This window comes from Bacteroides faecalis (assembly GCF_003865075.1).
GTDB classification, from domain to species: Bacteria; Bacteroidota; Bacteroidia; order Bacteroidales; family Bacteroidaceae; genus Bacteroides; species Bacteroides faecalis.
In genome coordinates this window covers 605,571-628,441 of the sequence record NZ_BHWB01000001.1, presented here as the reverse complement: position 1 = coordinate 628,441, position 22,871 = coordinate 605,571, and the positions used below count along the sequence as shown (strand labels likewise).

Below are 22,871 nucleotides of genomic sequence, written 5' to 3'. Positions count from 1 at the left end.
TTCAAAGTAACAAATGAATATTATGAGAACTAAATACATAATCTTAACTCTTTTGTCTTCGTTGGTCTTTGCCTCCTGCAATTACCTGGATTTTGACGAGACGAATAATCTGAAGACAAAAGAAGACATGTACAAGTATTTCGATACGAGCAAATCAATGCTTACGTATGTATACTCATTCATGCCACAGGGATGCCAATGGTTTGCAGCATCCGGTAACTTTACTTCGGATGGACTTGCCATGCGTGATTGCGCCAGTGATGACGGTGAATTTGGAGCAGTAGCGGCCAATATCCAAAATACCAATAACGGTAACTGGTCTTCCATCAAGACATTTGATGACTCTTGGTCTCTTTACAAAGGTATACGTGCTGCCAATAGTTTTATTGCAGAAATTGCTCAAGTAGACTTCACACGTTATGAGCATAATGAACAATATACCAATTGGATGAAGCAACTAAAGTATTTCCCTTACGAAGCCAGAGTGTTACGGGCACACTATTTCTTTGAATTGGCACGCCGTTACGGTGACATTGCCATGCCATTAGAAGTACTGACTGAAGAAGAAGCTAATACCATTGGCAAGACATCTTTCAATGATGTTATTGATTTCATTGTCAGCGAATGTGATGAAGCCATTGCCGACAATCATCTGCCGGACAGTTATGTAAACGAGCCGAATGCGGAAATTGGTAGAGTTACCAAAGGATTTGCGATGGCAGTAAAGTCAAAAGCACTTTTATATGCTGCCAGCAAGTTACACAATCCTTCCATGAACACAGATTTATGGAAAAAGTCAGCAAAAGCAGCATTAGATATTATCAACACAGGGTTATATTCTCTGGACCCCAAAGAGAGTGCCAACAATCTCGAATCCAAAGAGACTATACTGATGAGAATTAACGATAATGACGCAAGTTTCGAGCTATTCAACTTCCCTATTCGCCTCACGGCAGGTAAGCGTAACTCAAGCCAGATTCCTTATAGTAACTTCCCCTCTCAGAACCTTGTAGACGCATTCGAAACAGTCAATGGTTACAAAGTGACCTTGGAAAACACAGGCTGGGTTTCAGAAGACCCGGAATTTGACCCGCAGTTACCTTATGACAAACGTGATAAACGTTTCTACCGCGCTATTTTAGCCAATGGTATGAAATTCCAAGAGAAGACGATTGAAACCTATAAGGGTGGTGTCGATGACGGAATCGTGTCAGAAGGTGGTTCACCTACCGGTTATTTCTTACGCAAATACATTCAGGAAGGAACTCTTTTCACCGACGGAGAAGAAACTACGAATAAGCATCATTGGGTAATTTATCGGTATGCTGAGACATTACTTACTTATGCAGAATCTATGGTAAATGCCTTCAACGATGTAAATTACACGGACGATACTTATAAATATTCTGCACTGTGGGCAATCAACGAGGTTAGAAAGAATGCTGGTATGCCGGCAATTCCTTCTTCCGGAAAAGATGAATTCTTAGAACGTCTATACAATGAATGGCGTGTAGAGTTTGCTTTTGAAGATCACCGTTTCTGGGATGTACGAAGATGGAAAATCGCAGACACAACTCAGCGTGAACTGTATGGAGTAAAAATCGAAAAACAACCTAACGGTACTTTTAACTTCTACAAAAATCTGTATGAGACTCGTAATTGGAGAGATGCAATGTATTTGTATCCTATTCCTCAAAGCGAATTGTACAAGAATGCAAACTTAAATCCTCAAAATACGGGATGGTAATTAATTGTCAAATCTAATATTTTAAAGAAATATGAAAAAGTTATATAGTAATACATTAATGCAACTGATTATTGCTCTGTGCACATTCAGTTTTGTAGCATGCCAAGAGTACAGCATCGACTCTCAGCCAGAAGGTCCGCTCAATATCCAAATCGACGCTCAGGATTCTTATACTGCCTTGGCAACATCTCCGAGCAATGTAGTTTTCAACATCAGTTCCAATACTCCTTGGACCATCGAAAGTGATGCACAATGGTGCGTACCGACTCCTTCGATGAGTGCAAGCAGTTCACTGGTTTCGGAGATTGTGGTGACGATGGAAAATAATACAGGAAAGCAATCACGTACAGCGAAACTGACTATCAAAGCAGAAGGTATTTCAAATACAAAGGTGGTTACGATCACACAGGCTTCGAAAGAAGATCTGGTGGTTATTCCCTATGATGAATTAGTAGCAACGGAAGGTGAAGATATTACTTTCACCATTGCTTCAAATAAACCATGGGAAATTATACCTTCAACTGCTTTCATTTCTAATATTGATAAGAAATCAGGTACAGGCAACGAAGATGCTTTTGAAGAAACGATTACAATCAAAGTTCCTGCCAATGCCGGTGCAAGAAGAGAAGGTACAATTACTGTAAAAACAGAATTTATGACATATACATTCACAATCACTCAAAATGGAGTTGTCATCGAACAGGAAGAAGATCCAGAAAGTACGACAATCAGTGTAGGTGGAACAAGTACAGGAGGTACTGTTAAAATTCGTGCAAATAAAGAATGGAAAGTTGAAGTTCCCAAAGAATATCAAAGTTGGTTAAAAGCTGAAGCACTTAGTGATACTGAATTAAAAATTACAACTACTGTGAATAATCAGTTATCCACTCGGGTAGGACATATTATTTTGAAAACAAAAGAAGTAGTAGATGGATTTGAAGGAATCACATTCGACATCAATCAGTCTCCTGCATTCTGGTTCAATGGCAGTAGCGAAAACCGTGTAATTGACGAAGCTACAGGAGATGTAAAAATAATGGCTGTTGCAGGGAATAATGTTATTGCAAACTATGCAATCAAAAAAGGACATCTAACATTTGAACTTGCTGATATAAATCTTAATGGAGAATCCTGTTTACATTTCAATTTATGGCCTAATGCAGGAAATGCTAATATTAAACTTTGGTTAAGATCAAATTCAGACTGTGATTTCCGATGTGCCGGTGGATTTGGATGGGGGCAGAAAATGTTCTCACTCACAACAGAAGAACTAAATGCTATTCGTACAATTGAATTTTTTGTAGAAGACGATCCTGATAATATAGGTAAGTTAAGAGTCAGATTATCGATCAACGGAGAAGAAATAGGAAATCTTGTAAATCAGACCAATATTTATGAAACAGATCCAAGCAACAATCCTGGACAAGTTATTAATCTCCAATTTGAAGGTGGATTAAATTATACAGAAGGTGATTATTATACAGTTAAAAGTATCACCTATGAGCCTGCAGAATAAAGTTCAAATGTATTAAAACATAAAACTATGAAATCTATTATACAAAGAATAGTATTTTGGAGCTTCCCACTCTTTACTTTTTTGGTAACATTTCCATTATTCCAAAGTTGTAAAGACGATGAAGCAGAGAAATGGGTTGATCTACGGTACAGAGTAGAACAAGATTCCTATACCATTAAAGCCGACGGAACAGAACAGGTTTCTTTCCAAGTTAAGTCCACAGATCCTTGGGAAGTATTCGGTTCAAATCACGAAAATTGGTATATCATCTCACCTGCTACAGGTGAAGCTGGTAAAACCTATGATATTACAATCACCTGTAAAGAAAATACCGAGTTGGACGATCGCACAGACGTAATTAACATAAAAAGTGATTACTGGACAGGAAAACAGTTCGTCATTACACAGAAAGGTACTGCCTATTTAAATGTGGAAGGTATTGAATTGATCAACCAAGAAGGAGATGCTGAGACATTCGATGTGCTTAGCAACCAAAAATGGACGGCTAAAGTAACGGATGGCAGTGTATGGTTATCTATAAAATCTGGAACATCAGGAGAGCTAAATGGACAAATTACCGTAGAAGCAACCCCGAATACAGGCGAGCAACGTAAAGGTGAAGTTACAATATATGATCGTCATGGTGAGATTGCTCAGATAGTGGAATGTACACAGGATGGAGTTGTCTTAAATCCGGAAACTCCTGAAAATGGAAAATGGTTCAAAATGTATGAACAGGCTCAAACATTAACTATTCATGTAGAATCTAATGCAGAATGGAATGTATCAAAAGAAAATGAAGCTGATGACGTTTGGTACAATTTTGAAAAGACTTCGTTCAATGGTAATGGTGACATCGTTATCAACGTAAACGAACATACAGGAACCAGTGTCCGTACAGGAATTATCTTACTGACAACTAAAGCCGATGAAGGTGCTACTCCATTAGTGAAAACTATAAAAATTAAACAAGCTAATCCACAAAGAGCAGAAGTTCATAATGTGGACCAAGTATTAACTGGCGCCTATTACGGTCCGAGTGACTTATCAGTAGGACATTATAATTTCTACTTTGAGCCATTTGGCAGTGCAAATCTCAACCTCTTTATAATGTGGAAAGGTCAAGCAGATGACGGAGGAAATGCAGAACTTCGTTTCCACATTGAAGGTCAAAAAACAGTATTAAGCACAAGGCCGTGGAATGGTGATGTATATAACGAAAATAGCGGTCACACTGTAGATACCAGTAAACCGAATGTATTATCATTTGAAATCCGAGAAGCAATAGATGCAACAGATCCAACAAAATCTTGGATTTATTCCGAATGGATATTAAATGATGTAATTATAGGTAAAGCTACAAGTGATGGTATAACAGACGCCAATGGTACAACTGATACTTATAAGGTTCCATTTGAACGAACCAAAGTAGGTACTTCTTTCGAAATGTCAGCTTCTAAGGGCAGTATCGAATTTACCAAGTGGGAATACATCGCCCCATTAGTATGGGGAGATTAATTCTCCAATAAAAGTGATTACCTGAACCCCCCAATCAGGTAATCGCTTCTAATAAACTCATAAATCAATAAAAAGAAAAAGAGTATGATAAAAAGAAAAATATTACTTTTAATGAGTATGGCACTTATGGGAATTTCCAGCATTGCCTGTTCAGATGATGAGACGGATGATATCACTCTACAGAGAAAATATCCGCTGACAGCCTTTTCCGTAGCAGTAAAAGGTACGCAGGCTGATAATATATCCTATTATCATGGGAAAATTGACCAAACAACTCACAAAGTAGAGATTGGAGTAATTGAGAATGCCAATATCATTACAGGTGTAGATTACACATTAATGACTGACGGAGCTACCATTTCACCGGATCCGGCAACATTTGTCGGCAAGTGGAACAAAGAACAAACAGTTACCGTCACAACTGAAGATCATAAAACAACAACCTATACTATTATCTTAACCAAATTCAAGGAACAAGATAGCAATGTACTCTTCTTTGATGACTTCAATGTGGACGGCAATCCGGATCCAGCAAAATGGGTATTGTGTAAAAAACAAGGTTCTGACTGGAACGAAGAAATGTCTGAAAGCTATGATCAAGCTTATGTAGAAGATGGCAAACTGATATTAAAAGCTGAAAAAATAAACGGTGAATACAAAGCCGGTGGTATTGAATCACAAGGTAAATTCGATTTCACATTCGGAAAAATAGAAGTGAAAGCAAGAATTACAAGTTATCCGGATGGTGCCTTCCCTGCTATCTGGATGATGCCAAAAACATCCGTTTATGGAGGGTGGCCTCAAAGTGGAGAGATTGACATCATGGAACACGTAAAACAAGAGTCTGTAATCCACCATACCATACATACCCACTACACTTATGATTTAGGTATAAAAGATCCGACAAATACTGCACAGGTAACCTGCGACTATCAAGATTGGAATATCTATACAGTAGAAAAGGATGAGAATAAGTTGACATTCTTTGTCAATGGACAAGAAACATTCTCATACTCGAACCTGAATCTGGGAAATGAGGCAGAAATGAAACAATGGCCTTTCACTAATGAAAATCCATTCTACATTATTCTGAACATGGGATTAGGAAGAGATGGCTCTTGGGCCGGTCTTATTGATGACGACAATCTACCTGCTATCATGGAAATTGACTATGTAAAAGTGTCCAAATTAGATAAATAGGTTTTAAGGTAAAAAACTATTGTTTTAGGAACTCTTAAGTAAAGAGGAATGGGGGCATGGAGATTCTCTCAATGACTTTCATTCCTCTATTTTTATAAATACAAAACTCACATTGAACTAAACCCTATTCTATTTTCATAAGAGAGCAAGATAGGAACATCGATGATAATAATCAGTAAAAACATACTATCTTTGTTCACCGGAGTTATTATATTGGGCTTGTTGTTCAATCCAGTGAAAGGAATACTTGATATCCCTCATCAATCATGCCTGTTTACATGTATATCACTATCGATACTAATCGGAATATCAACTTTTTTCTCTGAGAATCGGCTTATTCAGCAACTGACTGTTATCGATTTGTTATTCATTTTAATAGCTATAGGCAGTATATACTTTTATCCCCCACACTCCAGCCTTTACGGATTGGCCAATGCTGCTCTAGTCATTATATATTGGAGTATACGCCAAACAGGAGGATTAAATGCCACAATTCTTTATAGTGTAATTCTTACAGCAATTATTATCTTATCAGGCATCGGTTATTTGCAAATACTTCATATACTTCCTTCCCACCACCCCGATTTCGAAATAACAGGACCTTATGGCAATCCTACAATTTATGCCGGAGTGTTAGCTTTATTACTGACTGTCCCCACTATAACGCTATTATACTTCAAAAAGAGTATAATCCCTACACATCTATACTTTCTGAGTATTTTTATATGTGCTGTGGCTTTACCCGCATTATGGCTCACCAACTGTCGTTCTGCCTGGATAGCAATACTGGGTATTATTGGTTATGCCATTTATCGTCGTTTCTCATTCTCTCTCCGATGGGTATTGTTTGCTTTGTTATTAACCGGTGTCCTTTCATGTTGGCTATATCAGTTAAAACCAGCTTCCGTTAATGGAAGAGTATTGATCTGGAAAGTCACCGCGCAAATGATCAAAGAGAAACCTTTTAGTGGTTTCGGCCCTCATGGTTTTAACACCTACTATATGCATTTTCAAGGGGAGTATCTGCAAGAAAAAGGAACAATAGGCGACAAACAACTCGCAGACAACAACCATTACGTCTATAACGAACCATTACGCTGGATCGTAGAATATGGTATACTCGGATTACTGTTATACATCGGTATACTCTACATCATATTTTCCTATAAGGAAAGAGAAATACGTTCTTTATCTGCTAAAACCATATGTATAGCCGGACTTATCTGGGGATTTTTCTCTTATCCCGACCAAGCTTTTCCAATTTTGGTTATCATAGTAATAGCACTAGCTGAAATGTCCAACAGACAAAAGAAATATATAATAAAACAATTTTCTTACAACCCCATACTTCTAAAAGCAGTGATCCTCATTGCCATCGTAGGGGAAGGATTACTGTTGATAAAAATGCTTCGAAACCAACGAGAGTTATATCAAATATCCCAAAATACTATTAATAAAGCCTCAGAAAAGATGATCAAAGATCTATCTCACTTAGAATCAGCGATGAGAAATGAAACAGTATTTTGGATATATTATTGCCATACACTTGACAAATACCAAAAAGACACCGCATTACTGGAAAAAATAATCAATTGGGAAAGATTACATCCAAGTACGCACACTTATATCCTTAAAGGTGACGCCTTTCAGCGTACAGGAAAACTAAAAGATGCCGAAGTAGCTTATTGGACAGCACACAATATGGTTCCTTCCCGACAGAAAGCCCGTTATAAATTGGCTCTCCTATATCATCGTCAAGGACGCATCCCTGAGGCAGTGGAATTAGCAAACGAAATACTTACAGAAAAGGTAAAAGTATATGGTTTTGAGACCTATGAGATGCACCGGGAATTACAAAGGATTTTCGAAAATCAACTAAAAAAGTATTCACTAAAAGAGTAGAAAAACATGAAAAAAGAAAGAGTCAAATGTAGAATTTGCTACTTTGGTGGTTTTCTTGCCATTTGTCTGATTCTGTATTCTTGTTTAAAGGATGAATCAGATTGGGATTTGCAAAAGACATCAAATGGAGTTATTAAAGGTAAAAACAGGGAATTGAGTTTAGATGCCGCACTAAGTTGGTATGAGGCTAATCAGACCCCGGTAGTTGCTACACGTTCCGTTGATACCAAATTTGAATTATTGTCAAAACTACATTGGAAAAAAGGTCTCGAAAGTCGAAAGGAAAAATTTGAAGTCGTGGAAGTGCCTTTACTAAACAAAGGAGGTGCGGTTTTAATGGATAGCGAAACGATGGAGAAGTATAAAGAGACTGAACTTGGAAAGATTCGCAATATTTCACGAATGGTTATCATCAAGAATCTGGAAACAGGTGAAATTATCAACTTCGTAATGCATATCATAGGTACTTATGAGTATCTTATGACTGCTAAACATTTTGAGGAAAACAGCTATTTATATAGAGATCCTCATTTTAGTGGCAGTGTCTACTTCTATGAACCTGAAGGTAGTTTGGTAAATGGATGGAAATATGAAGATGGAAAAATTGTGGCTACCATCAAACAGGGAACTGAAGAGGGGTTACAGATGCAAACAGAAGCAGCTTCGCGAGGATTTACAGTACATGTTTGTCATTTTGAAAATATCCTAGTGGAATATAATGACTGTAATCCAACAGTTTATCAAGACCCTGAATATGGTCTTGAAATCGGAATTGAATGTCGTAAAAAAACAAAATGGGAAACTGTAGAAGTTTGTGAAGACATATACTATGACGAAAGTGGAAATAGTCAAACATGGTATCCTGAGGATAATAATAATCATAATGGTGGAGGTGGTGGAGGAAGTACTAATGGTGGTTACATACCCCAAACTCCCAAAGCTAAAGCAATATTCCGAAATTCTAAGATGACGGAAAATAATTGGTTAGCATTAGAAAAGATGCTGAATAAAATGACTGGAACATCAATCGGTAATGCTTTATATAATAAACTTGTAGAAACACTAAGTTCAAAAACTATTATTCTTGAGTTTGTTGAAAACAGTAATTCTCTATTCGATCCTAGTCTATCTACCATCAAATTAAGAACAGACGCCAGTAGTGGAGTTCTATTTCATGAAATGTTTCATCTTCTCCAATCATATACTGAACAACAAACATGGAACGGATCTGCATTAAATAGAGACGTTCAAGCACATCTTGCACAACAAATTTACATAAATAGCTTACCTGAAAGTGAACGAATTTGGTGGCGAAAGAAAAGTAAAAAAGATACTAGATGGATTGTAACTCGATCATTAGCAAAATGTATTGATGAGAATGGAGAATTGCGCCAAGGAATCGATGAAGGCGAATTGCAAGAAATATTAGAAAATAAAGTCATCAAAAGCTTTCGAAAAGTAGGGTATACTGAAAACAATTATCCTTGGCTCGATATCAGAAAAGGAACCAGTAACTTTAATACTATAAAAATATTATCAAAATAAAATTACAAAATAAATTATGTATATGAAAAAAGTACTTATATTAAATTGTTTGCTATTCAACATAATATTCGTTGCAGCCCAAACGAATTATTATGAAACGACTAAGACATTCCATGAAAAGGGATTTACATATCAATGCGATGTTACAACATACGGTGACATAACACTATACAACAGTCTAAATAAATGGACATATATAGATCAGATGAAGAAAGGGACAAACGTTCCATTTTATATTAAAATGGAAGACTATGATACTGATCCTTTAACTGTAGAAGATGAACATGACATTTATAACGACTCAATTTATAAAGTTATTGTCAATGACGCATTCGGAAGTTACAAAGGAAAAATGAAAGGATTTGAACTTTTTATAATACTCAGTATCAGTTCCGAAACAGGAGAAATCAGTGAACTTTATTTCAATTTTATGAAACATACCCCTTATGTTACTATTCCTGTTTCTGTTTATCGAGAAATAGAAACGAAACTGGTGGGATTGAAGTATACACTAACACCACTGGCTAAAACATTGAACTATGTATATCAATGGTGGGCAATAGAACCGAAATAGCTAATTCGAATTGAGCAAAAAGTTACAGTTAGAAGAGGTTAGACGTATTTTGACCTCTTCTAACATATCCTGAAATGTATAAACTGTCCAAAATATATTGTTGAACAAATCATGTAAATTGTATATCATAAGAATAACATATATCTTTATTATAACATATTTCAGCATATCAGGATCAATGCGCAAACAAATTATTATGCAATAACAAAAGCATTCTATGAAAAGTGATATACATATCAATGTGATGTGAGCAACTATGGGAAAGTGAAATTATACAATAGTACGAACAAATGGACATACGTAGTTCAAATGAAAAAAGGGACAAACACTCCATTTTATATTAAAGCGGAAGATTATGATATTGATCCTTTTACCGTAAAAGATGCACATTACGCATATATCGATTCAATTTACAAAGTCATTATAAATGACGCTTTCGGTAGTTACAAAGGAAAAATGAAAGGATACGAACTATTTATAATAATCAGTATCAATTCTGAAACGGGAAAAATTAGCGAACTTTATTTCGACTTTCCAAATCAAACTCCTTATACTACTGTCCCTGTCTCAGTTTATCGTGAAATAGAGACAAAACTGGTAGGGCTGAAATATACACTAACACCACTGGCTAAAACATTGAACTATGTATATCAATGGTGGGCAATAGAGCCGAAATAGAATCAATAAAAAACAGAATATGATATGATGAAAAAGAAATGGTTATTTTATATGTATGCCGCATGGGTACTCTTTTTAGTCGCTTCATGTACAAAAAGAAACAGTAAATTAGAGAGCGTTCTATCTTCAGCCAAAGAAAATCGCTCCGAGCTACAAAAAGTATTAGAATATTATAAGAATGATTCTTTAAAGCTTGAGGCCGCAAAGTATTTGATTTCTAACATGACTGGGGCATACGCAATCGATTCAAGTATGCAAAAAGCATACTCCGCATTTTATCAGATTTATTATAATGTCTGTGAAAAGTATAATAATGAGATAAATAAGAAATGCGGAGAAGAAATCGACAGTTTATGGCAGGTTTTCTGTTTTGTAAATTCAGAGGAGTTGATTGGAAAAAAGATGGATGATGCGAGATTTTTAAAAGCATCGACTCTTATTTCCGAGATAGAACTGGCATTTAAAGTTTGGAAGGAAAATATATACACCCGCACATGTTCTTTCAATGAATTCTGCGAATATATCCTACCTTATCGCAGAGAGAACGAATTAATTATCGACGACTCAAGGGAACTTTTCTATGATCGCCATCATAATGATTTCTATACCAGAGATGGGAAAAACTTCATAGAAGAGACTGATTCTTTATTATTTCTTTATAAAGATATGAAGCACTCACCGTATTATGTTCCCAAAATTCCATTATTAAACGTACCGGCCTTTGAAAAGGTGAAAACAGGTACGTGTGAACAACGTTGCTGGTTCAATTCCATCTTACTTTCTTCCTTGGGCATGGCTACTGCTATAGATTTTGTCCCTGCATGGGGTAACCGTAATGGAGGACATAGCTGGAACGTAATCATCGTCAATGGGGTATCGTATGCTTTCGAAGCATTCTGGGATAATGACCGTTGGAAGTACAAACGTATATACAACAACAAATCTTATGACAGCCTATGGGGTAAATTCAGACTAGCTAAAGTATACCGCAGGACATACACCAATTATATAGAGGGCCCCCTGGCAGATAGTAGAGTTGCACGTGAAGATATTCCTTTGCTGTTTAAAAATGAAAAGAAAAAGGATGTATCTTCCGAATATTTTGAGACTCAGGACGTAGAAGTCAAAATAAACATTGATTCTATGAAATCCATTCCTCATTATGCTTATTTATCTGTGTACAGCTTTCAAAACTGGACTCCGATTCAATGGGGTAAAGTTGAAGGTAATCTCGTGACCTTCGATAAAATGGGAAAAGATATTGTTTATCTCCCCACTTATTACACAAAAGGCATGAATATACCCGCAGGTGACCCTTTCCTATTAAAAACAGACGGTACCATACAATATTTGTCTCCAAGTACAGAAAAAGAACAAGTGGTTATTCGTAATTATGGTGGACAAGTACCTTTCAATGAGAACAGGAAGTATCTTACATCACTAATAGGAAGTGAACTCTGGGGAATAAAGAATGGGAAAAAAGATAAATTATTATGTATTATCAATGATACATTACAGATCGAACATCAGCTCTTCTATATAAAAGACACAACATCCTATCGATTTGTTAGACTTTACCTACCTTCTTCGAGCATTGCGTTAGGAGAACTTTCATTCTATGGCACAGACCAACAAATTACCCATATAAAAATCATCTCTGCTTTGTCGGGTAATAATAAGAATGAAAAGCCAGAAATGCTTATTGATGGATTTAGTGATACCACTTTTAGCGGAGAGACTCCGAAAAGATACATTGACTTCGATTTAAACAATGAATATAATCTATCTGCCATAGGAATAACCCCCTACATCAGATCATGGCTTGGCAAATCAAATATATATGAACTACACTATTGGGAAAACGGATGGCAACCCATAGAACGTAAAGAAGGAAACAGCAATTGCCTTCTCTTTGATCATGTTCCTAAAAATGCCTTATTAAGACTTATAAATCCCGGAAAAAGGATTCAGGAACATCATCGTATTTTTATTTATAAAAACGGGAAAGTTGTCTGGTTATAAAGAATCAAATAGAATAAATATTAACTTAACTCACATTTATTATGACACGTTTATTACAAACATTATCAATCGTAATCTGTATTTTTATTATGAGTTGTACATCTACCTCTTCCGGTGCCAACATTTTACCAATTCCAGAGATTCCGGAAACTCAACCGGAAAAAGTACAGCAAGTAGTCATTGGTTATCTGCCACTAGACGATGGGGAATTTAAGACTCAATTCTCTTCCATAGAATGGAAGTACCTGACACATATCAATATGAGCTTTGCCAGAGTAAAGGCTGACGGCACACTTAATGTTGAGTCAATTCGTGACAGGATTCAAGAGGTACGTGAAACAGCTCGTAAACATAATGTCAAGGTCCTGATTTCACTTGCCAAGAACGGCAAAGGTGAATTCACAGCTGCTATTAATGACCCGAAAGCAAGAAAAGAGTTGGTTAAGCAAATCGTTGCATTCACCAAAGAGTATGAATTGGATGGATTTGACATTGATTATGAAGAGTACGATAAGTGGGACGTCTATTTTCCCTCACTGTTGGTCTTCGCCAAAAGTTTATATGATGCAAAAGCCAAAGAGATGCTCATGACTTGTGCTGTAAATAGCCGATGGCTCAACTATGGGACTGAGTGGCAACAGTATTTCGATTATATAAATCTTATGAGTTACGATCGTGGAGCATTCACAGAGACCCCTACTCAACATGCCTCTTATGATGACTTTGTGAAAGATTTGGAATACTGGAATACAGTATGCATGGCATCTAAAGATAAAATCGTCGGCGGATTACCTTTCTATGGATATTCTTGGGATGAAAGTCTGAAAGATATAGTGGATAATGTCCGAGGAATACGTTATCACGCAATTCTAGAACGCCTTGGTACCAAAGCGGCAGAACTTGATGTGATAGATAAAACTTACTATAACGGGCAACCGACTATACGCAAGAAATGTAAATTCGTAAAAGAAAACGGATATGCAGGTGTAATGATCTGGCAGCTGTTTCAAGATGCTCACAATAATAATCAAAATCTAAAATTAATAAAAGCGGTAGGCGAAACAATTATACTTTCGCGCTAAACACGATACATAGCTGCTTATCTGAAAAAATAAATAAATTAAATGGCTTTAATACCATAAGATATTCTTATTTTTATCAATTTATTCTCAATGTGATGAGAAAAAATTCCCACCATATTGAGAATAAATACTCATTATTATGAGAAAGCATACTGATTGTAAACAAGGAATAAGAGATACATTATACATCTGTAATTTACTTATCCTGCTTTCTATATGCAGAAGGTATCTCTCCTTTTATAGCTTTGAACACTTTACTAAAATAACGCAAAGAAGAAAAGCCTACAACCTCCGAGATTTCAGTAATATTCATAGTAGTAGTAGTCAACAAGACAACAGATTTATCAATACGTAGTTTATTCACATAATCAATAATTCCCATTCCAGTAATCGCTTTTATCTTATTGAATAATAAAGAACGACTTATACACATATTTGTAGCCAAGAATGCCACACCTAACTCCGGATTGCTCATATTCTCTTCAATAATCGCATTCAATTTTAAAAGGAAAGCCTCATCCGCATTGCTAAAACTAATTTCTTTATGAGATAATAGTTTATCATCTATATATCTCTTCCGTATTTGTTCACGAAGTCTCAGTTGATTATATGCCAATGCCAATAAGCTATCTACCTCAAAAGGCTTAGGCAAAAAGATATCCGCTCCCGTTTTATATCCGGTATACATATTCTGCGAATTATGATAAGCAGTCAACAAAATAAAAGGAATGTGGCTGATATCCAGATTAGTTTTTACTTCTCTACAAAGCTCAAATCCATTCATGCGAGGCATCATCACATCACTTATAATTATGTCTGGCAAACGTTGTTTAATCAGTTCCAGTCCATCTTTCCCATCCTTAGCTACATACACCCGAGCAAAATAACTACCTAGTGTCTCCTTTAAATAATTTCGTAAATCAGCAGTATCCTCCACTACTATCACTGAATATTTCTGTAAGAATGTATAATCAATACTACCTGCCTCCCTAACCTCAACATCTTCTGGAACTTCCGCAGAAATAGGAGCTAGCTGACCATGTGCATTAGTAAAAAGCGGAAGCTCAAAATAAAAGACTGCTCCATGTCCTGACGCATTAGATGCCCCTACTTTCCCTTTATGATGATTAATCAGACTTTTTGCATAGGATAAACCAATACCACTTCCACCCTTTTCGTGAGATCCTTGATAAAAATTAGAAAATAGAGAATTCATATCTACTAACGTCAGTCCCATGCCTTCATCTTGTACAGACACTCTGATCCAATCTTTTTCTGGTGAAAGACTGGTAATAATAGTGGTAGTAGTACCTGATTCACTGAATTTCAATGCATTCATCAAGAAATTAGAAAGAACAAATTCACATTTACTCTTGTCAAAAGGAACTTCCTTAATCTTTTCATCCAACTTATATTCTATTTTAATTCCTTTAGACTCAAACTCAAAGGTAAATTTATCTCCCACAGAACGTACCCACTCATTCAAAGAATGTGGTAGAATATGTAACATTTCTTTCCCCTCCTCCAACTTTCTCACATCTAGTACCATATCAATTATACCTTTCATCTGATGTGCTTGTTTATAAATCGAAACCAACAACCTATTCACATCACTTTCTTCAGTTTCATGATTAAGTATACGTTTTAATGGTGCACAAATCAGTGTCAATGGGGTACGAAGTTCGTGACTGATATTGGTCAGAAAATTAATCTTTTCTTCATACATCTTGTTTTTCAATCGCATGATTTCACGTTTTTGTTTGATTTTCTTTTTACGATAAAAAGAATACATAACTCCATAAGCTAACAAACAAAACAATATGCTTAAACCCATGTAGAACCAATCCGTTTTCCACCAAGGTGGGGTAACAATTAGATGAAGAATTTGCTGTTTAGGCCCCCACTCTCCTTTACGGGTATAATAAGAGGCTGTTATTGTATATTCCCCAATAGGAAGATAATTTATAATCAAAGAATTAGAATTTGACTGTGTCAATTCTTGTTCATACCCCTCGATATGAAAACGAAATCTATTTTTACGAAATACATCATTTTCATTTAGCAATACTTTTAATTGAAGAGAAGAAAAATTCCATGGAACTTTAATTGATTCAGTAGTGACATTTTGTTTTTCTTCCAACGAAACAGGTAAACCGTTTAATAACACATCCAATAGTTCTATAGTATAATTTACATTCGCTTCAAAATGGATGGCAGGATCTATCAAAGTCATCCCTTCAGTTCCTCCCATCAATATATCTCCATTTTTCGCGAGAAGGGCAGCATTAAAAAGATATTCATTAGGTAAAACACCATCTACCTCATCCAAAATAACAAAATTCTGAGTCAATGAAGAATATACATATAGATGGCGCCGCGTACCGATCCAAATACGTCCTTGATTATCCGATATAACAGAAGTCGCTTCCTGAAATAAACCAGTTTCTACAAAGCCACTTTTTCCCGTTCGAGGATCATAGTGCAGTACCCCACCGACAGTAGCTAACCAGAAAGTACCATTCTGGTCCATACAAGCATCATTTATTACATACTCTCCCTGATAAAGTGTTTTAAAAGTTTCTTCAGAAGCATCATACACACAAATATTTTTCAAATCCGTAAGATATGTTTTATTTCCCACCGTAGTAATTATTCCCGGAGAAGTGCGCTCATATTCCTTTCCCATCGTTGCTACAATTGTAAATTTCCGAGTATGGATATCATAAACAAATACATGTTGTGCACTAAAAAGAATCTTATTTTCCGATATTCGCTGGATGTAGACTGAAAAACCATTAATACAAGTCTGAGCATTCATTTCCTTGTTCATAAGTACAAAAGGATGATGCTGTCCTGTATGCTTATTAAAGAGATAAAGTCCTTTATTAAAGGAGGAAAACAACAACTCGTCCGAATTATATTCAACAATGGAAACAATTTTTTCATACTTAGTGAAAGGGTAATGTTTAAAAGTGGATGTTACTGCGTCAAAACGATTGATACCACCACCATCTGTTCCTATCCAAATAATCCCATCGCTATCCTGAAAAAAACAATTTATTGTCCGATTACTCAATCCATGCAAATTACCGAATGGTACATATTCATAAGATCGGGCATATACATTTTTAATACCAATCAAACCATTTCGTATACTTCCTGCCCACATATTGTCTACTGGGTCTACATACAAACGATAAATTGTATTAGCAGGAAATGAATGGATATCCCCCTCAGTTTGTTGTATGTTAGAGAATGAAAAATCATTCAAATTAATCATATTAATTCCACCCCCGTCAGTCGCCACCCAAAGCTGGTCATCTCTTTCTGTGATATCATGAATTACATCATACGTCAAAGGAGAATTGAGTGTCGTAAAATGTTTAAGTAGTTCTTCATTTTGATAACAATACAAACCATTACCATATGCGCTAAGCCATAAGCGTTTATGAGAATCTAAGTAAATGCTGGTATAGTTCTTCTGATTAAATGCTGTGACTTTATTAAATTCACGAGTTGCTATGTTGAATGAATAAATTCCATGCCAACGAGAATTTAGCAGGATATTATCTTCATCATAACGTACCATCTCCCAAAAAGGATTATATAAAGCGGGATCTTGGGCATAATACATTGGCTCTAACTGTTTGGTCTCATATACATATTTATAAATAGCTCCTGATCCTCCGAATATGATCCCTCCCTCAACCAACAGATAAGAAGCAATATATATGGGATTGCCATCTTTCATCAAAGTCGTAAAATTATCATTTTCTCTGTTATACAGACAAATACCATCAGTAGTGCCCACCCAAAGATTACAAATGGAATCTTCGGCTATAAAAATAATATTACTAGAAACTAGTGTCTTATTATCGCCCGGTTGATGTAAATACTGTTTTAAATGATCACGATCATAACAATTCAATCCCGATTCTGTACCAATCCATAAATACCCCCTGTAATCATTCAAAATACACTGTACTCTTGATTGAGAGAGTCCTTCTTTTATTCCCAACTGTTTATAATAATAGGAAGTAGTCTGAGCTTCAACAATTTGAATACAACTAACAAGTAGTAAAAAACAAACGTATATTTTAAATAGTATTTTCATCATAAGTGAATAATATCATATTTGAGATGTAAATATAAAGAATTCTCTTTAAATAAAAATGTATTATATTAAAATCTATTCTCAAATCGTCGAAATTTCCTATTTCTCTTTCACTAATCAACAATATTTCTTATTACTCCCTCCTTTTTTCTAAAAAAATAATAGTTTCTCCTTATAATATAAGGTAAGGAAAATCTTTTTTTTTACTTTTGCTCCGAATATTATGGTACAAGCCATTATAAAAGAAATAATTATGCAAAAAAACCTTGTCATTGTCGAGTCTCCGGCAAAAGCTAAAACAATTGAGAAGTTTCTTGGGAAAGATTTTAAAGTCCTTTCAAGTTACGGACATATACGCGATCTGAAGAAAAAAGAGTTCAGTATTGACGTAGAAAAGAACTTCAATCCTGATTACGAAATTCCGGCAGACAAAAAGACTCTGGTTAATACGCTGAAAGCAGAGGCAGCAAATGCAACAACAGTATGGCTCGCATCCGATGAGGACCGCGAGGGAGAAGCTATTGCATGGCATCTGTATGAAGTCTTAAAATTAAAACCGGAAAACACTAAACGAATCGTCTTCCATGAAATTACGAAGACGGCTATTTTAAAAGCAATTGAACAACCACGTGATATTGACCTGAACCTCGTGAATGCCCAACAGGCACGAAGGATCTTAGACCGAATTGTAGGTTTCGAATTATCTCCTGTACTTTGGAGAAAAGTAAAACCTGCTTTATCCGCTGGGCGTGTACAATCTGTAGCTGTCCGCCTGATTGTAGAACGCGAACGAGAAATTCATGCTTTCAAAACAGAAGCGTCTTATCGTGTTACTGCTATTTTTTTGGTTCCGGATACGGATGGGAAACTGGTTGAGATGAAAGCCGAGTTAGCCCGTCGCATCAAAACGAAGGAAGAAGCAAAAGCTTTTCTCAACGTTTGTCAAGGGGCAACTTTCACTATTGATGACATTAGCACACGTCCAATAAAGAAAACACCTCCTGCTCCATTCACTACTTCTACGCTGCAACAGGAAGCTGCACGCAAGTTAGGTTATACAGTAGCGCAAACGATGATGATCGCACAACGCCTATATGAATCAGGACTTATCACTTATATGCGTACCGACTCTGTGAATCTATCGGAATATGCAACTACAAGTAGCAAGGAAGCTATTATTCAAATGATGGGTGAACGTTATGTACACCCCCGCCATTTTGAAACAAAGACCAAAGGAGCTCAGGAGGCACACGAAGCAATTCGTCCTACCTATATGGAACACCAATCTATTGAAGGTAGTTCACAAGAGAAAAAACTATACAGCTTAATCTGGAAGCGTACTATTGCTTCACAAATGGCCGATGCTGAACTTGAAAAAACGACAGCTAATATTTCAATCACTAATAGCAGTGACTTTTTTACTGCAACTGGTGAGGTAATCAAATTTGACGGTTTTTTGCGTGTATATCGCGAATCTTATGATGATGATAATGAACAAGAAGATGAAAGTCATTTATTGCCCCCTTTAACCAAAGGCCAGAAATTGGAACAAGGTCCTATCATGGCAACAGAACGTTTCACTCAACGTCCACCTCGCTATACTGAAGCAAGCCTTGTGCGTAAGCTGGAAGAGTTAGGTATCGGACGTCCTTCTACTTATGCTCCTACCATTTCTACCATTCAACAGCGCGAATATGTAGAAAAAGGTAATAAAGAAGGCGAAAAACGTACCTTCAATGTACTGACTTTAAAAAACAATCAAATTCACGATGAGACCAACTCTGAAATTACCGGTACAGAAAAGGCCAAGCTTTTCCCAACAGATACGGGAACAGTAGTAAACGATTTCCTTACTGAATATTTTCCGGATATCCTAGATTACAACTTTACTGCAAACGTAGAAAAAGAATTCGACGAAATAGCAGAAGGAGATGTACAGTGGACTTCTATTATGAAAAACTTCTATGAACAATTTCATCCATCTGTAGAAAAAACGTTGTCTATTAAAACAGAACACAAAGTCGGAGAACGTATTTTGGGAGAAGAACCGGGAACGGGAAAAACTGTTTCTGTAAAAATAGGCCGTTTCGGACCTGTAGTACAGATAGGAACAGTGGATGACGAAGAAAAACCACGTTTCGCTGCAATGAAGAAGGGACAATCCTTAGAGACGATCACATTGGAGGAGGCACTCGATTTATTTAAATTACCACGTACTATTGGTGAATATGAAGGAGTAACAGTTTCTGTTGGTGCAGGTCGTTTTGGCCCTTATATACAACATAATAAGGTATATGTATCACTTCCGAAAACACTTGATCCGATGAAAATCACACTTGAAGAGGCAGAGCAACTGATCTTAGAGAAACGTATGAAAGAAGCTGAACGCCATATCAAGAAGTTTGAAGAAGAAACTGAGCTCGAGATTCTGAACGGGCGTTATGGACCTTACATTACTTATAAAGGTAAAAACTATAAGATTCCTAAAGACATTGTTCCACAAGATCTGAATTTAGAAAGTTGTATGGGGCTTATTAAAATACAGGAAGAGAAAGAAGCTGAGACACTTGCTAATCCAAAGGTAAAACCTAATGCAAAGGTAAAAGAGAACCCCAAAGATGAACCTAAAGCAAAGGCAAAGTCCCAAACGAAGGCTAAAGCTACCACCGCCAAAAAGAAATAAAATTTGAAATAGTATGCTTATAAAAAGGTCGGTAAACTTAGAGATGTCCAGTTTACCGACCTTTTTTCTTTCTACCGATCTATAATACTAAATTTTAGCATTTTACATATAATATATTTTGTTTATTTACACTATTATTCGTATATTTGTAAGCTAAGAAGTGGGAACATTAAATATACAAGTTTAACAAACAAACAAACGATTATGCTAACAAAAAAAATCACAGCAGTAATTTACGGAATTATATGCTTAATTCCATTATCCAGTTGCATCGAGAAGGATTTGTATCAAGCACCGGAAACTAAATCAGTTGATACATACTTCGGATATACAACATCCTCTAATTGCAATGTAGATTTATCCTATGATTTTAAAAACTATCAAGTAGTTTTTGAGTTATATGCTAAAAATCCACTTTCAGAAGACGAAAACGGTAATCTCATAAAAACAGAAGAAGAACCGGTTTATCGCGGAAGTACTGACAAAAATGGCGCTTTCAATGGTGACATATCCATCCCGTCTTTTCTTACGGAATTATATCTTTATTCAGACTTCATTGGAACAATCAGTCCAATCAAAATACCAATTGTGAATGGCAAGATTTCCTTTGATCAAGATACTTTCAAGCAGAACCTGAAAAGTACAAACAATAAAATCAGAAGCATAACGGAAAGTAATTACGAATATCCTGATAAATACAAAATTTTAGGTGACTGGACCAAAATAGGATGCCCAACTTATCTTTCTCCTGTAACAACAGAAATTGAGAACCAACTTTTGTATGACATCCGCGAAGTGTTCATCAAACCAGGAGGAAGTGCAAAATGGAAAATATTTATCCACAATATGTAGGAGATGATGTAAATATAGAAATCAATATTGTCAAGCCTACCAAAATAGGGTTGGTTATGCTTACCAGCACAGCTACAAAACAGAATACTGTGGGATACTTTACTTATCCTACTAATCAAAAGCCGACTGATGCTTCTAATATCACCCCAATTATTGCCTATCCACGTATATCAACTACAGTATGTAATTCGAGTAGTACTGCTGGTAGCATGTACACAGGTGATAGAGTAGAATTGAAATACTGGAACGGAACAGAATTTGTAGATGAATTTCCTGCAGGAGTAAGTATCGCATGGTTTATGTTGGACTCTTCCTTTGACCGGAATAATTCCAAGATACTCAACAATAAACGTACGTTCTATTCTATTCGTGAACTGAACAATAGTGGCGAACACCGCACTATAGCTCTAAAAGACAAGTCGGGACAGGTGGTCGTTTTTGGAATGGAAGACGCTACTAACTTCGCACCTACTGATAATACCAAACAAGGAAATTTCGGCGATGCTGTCTTTTATCTTGATTTTTCTGATGGAAAGTCCATTGAAACTGATGGTGTAGAAGATCTGCCTGATGCACCACTTGGAGATCTATATACTTCTTCCAGAGGTATATTGTCATTCGAAGACTACTGGCCAGCCAAAGGCGACTACGACATGAATGATATGATTATAGAATATAAACGTGATATTTATAAAAATGTCTTGACTGGAAAAGTACAAAAGATAGTAGATACATTCGTTCCTAAACATAACGGTGCGACAACGCAAAATGGATTCGGATACCAACTCACTGGCATTTCCAATAGCGATATAGTCAAAATTACCATTGAATCCGAAGGAATTACCTCTAAATTCATGGAAGGACAAAAATTGGAACCCGGACAAGATTATCCAACCATCATCCTATTTGATGATATAAAAACTGCTTTGAATAAGACTTTTACAGTCACAATGGATATTGTAAAGGAGAAATTACCGGAACAAGCCTTTACACCTTTCTTTAATAGTGAACATTGGGAAAAGATTTACAGCAAATTCAACTTAAATCCTTTTATTATCATTTCCAGCAATATAGAGCGTGGCAAAGAAGCACATATCGTAAAATTCCCTCCAACTCAGAAGATGGATCGTTCATATTTCAATGATAAATTTGATAAATCTAATCCAGAAATAGGACTATATTATGTAAATGATGAGAATTTGCCAACAGGACTTCAACTTAGTGGTGTTAGTATAGGAACTACAAAAGGAAAAGATTTCCTTATTCCAATTGAAAAAACAAGCATTAAAGAAGCATATCCAAAGTTTGAAGCTTGGGCATCCAGTTTTGGAGCCAAGGAGAGTACTTGGTGGCAGTCTCCTAACATGTCAAAGGTTATAACAGCAAAATAGAGAATATTCACAATATAAAAGTAGACTGTCTCAAAATAGAGCTCACA

13 protein-coding genes and 1 pseudogene are annotated in these 22,871 nt (G+C 36.1%); 13 read left to right on the top strand and 1 reads right to left on the bottom strand.

The genetic code is table 11. From position 1 onward, the window contains the following. Positions 1–22: 22 nt before the first annotated feature. The 10 genes and pseudogenes from EJF25_RS02285 (at position 23) to EJF25_RS02240 (ending at position 13,784) form a co-directional block, all read left to right on the top strand. Entirely contained in the window at positions 23–1,747 is a 1,725-nt protein-coding gene (locus EJF25_RS02285) for a RagB/SusD family nutrient uptake outer membrane protein (protein ID WP_125039848.1), read from the top strand. A gap of 31 nt (positions 1,748–1,778) precedes the next feature. Further along, positions 1,779–3,263: a BACON domain-containing protein gene (locus EJF25_RS02280; protein WP_125039847.1), complete on the top strand. Its 1,485-nt coding sequence runs from the start codon at positions 1,779–1,781 to the stop codon at positions 3,261–3,263. Positions 3,264–3,290: 27 nt separating this feature from the next. Then, complete coding sequence (locus tag EJF25_RS02275) at positions 3,291–4,781, top strand: BACON domain-containing protein (RefSeq protein ID WP_125039846.1); 1,491 nt, start codon at positions 3,291–3,293, stop codon at positions 4,779–4,781. 84 nt (positions 4,782–4,865) lie between these two features. Then, entirely contained in the window at positions 4,866–5,981 is a 1,116-nt protein-coding gene (locus EJF25_RS02270) for a DUF4971 domain-containing protein (protein WP_200832850.1), read from the top strand. Between the two features lie 162 nt (positions 5,982–6,143). Further along, positions 6,144–7,883, top strand: a complete 1,740-nt coding sequence (locus EJF25_RS02265; protein ID WP_125039845.1) for an O-antigen ligase family protein — start codon at positions 6,144–6,146, stop codon at positions 7,881–7,883. 6 nt (positions 7,884–7,889) lie between these two features. After that, the gene (locus EJF25_RS02260; protein WP_125039844.1) at positions 7,890–9,428 is read left to right on the top strand and encodes a hypothetical protein; all 1,539 of its coding nucleotides are present in this window, start codon (positions 7,890–7,892) and stop codon (positions 9,426–9,428) included. A 22-nt stretch (positions 9,429–9,450) separates the two neighbouring features. Continuing rightward, positions 9,451–10,002, top strand: a complete 552-nt coding sequence (locus tag EJF25_RS02255; RefSeq protein ID WP_125039843.1) for a DUF5043 domain-containing protein — start codon at positions 9,451–9,453, stop codon at positions 10,000–10,002. 240 nt (positions 10,003–10,242) lie between these two features. Then, positions 10,243–10,680 (top strand): annotated as a pseudogene (locus EJF25_RS02250) (DUF5043 domain-containing protein); the annotation flags it as partial. Between the two features lie 24 nt (positions 10,681–10,704). Next, the gene (locus EJF25_RS02245; RefSeq protein WP_125039842.1) at positions 10,705–12,702 is read left to right on the top strand and encodes a hypothetical protein; all 1,998 of its coding nucleotides are present in this window, start codon (positions 10,705–10,707) and stop codon (positions 12,700–12,702) included. 41 nt (positions 12,703–12,743) lie between these two features. Continuing rightward, positions 12,744–13,784: a glycosyl hydrolase family 18 protein gene (locus EJF25_RS02240; protein ID WP_125039841.1), complete on the top strand. Its 1,041-nt coding sequence runs from the start codon at positions 12,744–12,746 to the stop codon at positions 13,782–13,784. Between the two features lie 196 nt (positions 13,785–13,980). Here EJF25_RS02240 and EJF25_RS02235 read toward each other — a convergent pair whose 3' ends face one another. Next, complete coding sequence (locus tag EJF25_RS02235) at positions 13,981–17,901, bottom strand: hybrid sensor histidine kinase/response regulator transcription factor (RefSeq protein ID WP_125039840.1); 3,921 nt, start codon at positions 17,899–17,901, stop codon at positions 13,981–13,983. 250 nt (positions 17,902–18,151) lie between these two features. Between EJF25_RS02235 and topA the strand changes: the two genes are divergently transcribed. The 3 genes from topA (at position 18,152) to EJF25_RS02225 (ending at position 22,824) form a co-directional block, all read left to right on the top strand. Then, entirely contained in the window at positions 18,152–20,581 is a 2,430-nt protein-coding gene (topA, locus tag EJF25_RS02230) for a type I DNA topoisomerase (protein WP_125039839.1), read from the top strand. 204 nt (positions 20,582–20,785) lie between these two features. Beyond that, the gene (locus EJF25_RS25350) at positions 20,786–21,433 is read left to right on the top strand and encodes a DUF8469 domain-containing protein (RefSeq protein WP_235016677.1); all 648 of its coding nucleotides are present in this window, start codon (positions 20,786–20,788) and stop codon (positions 21,431–21,433) included. Beyond that, a complete protein-coding gene (locus EJF25_RS02225) occupies positions 21,406–22,824 on the top strand; it encodes an LruC domain-containing protein (protein WP_235016676.1) in 1,419 nt (472 codons plus the stop codon). The genes EJF25_RS25350 and EJF25_RS02225 overlap by 28 nt, the downstream gene beginning before the upstream one ends. The last annotated feature ends 47 nt before the right edge of the window (positions 22,825–22,871 follow it).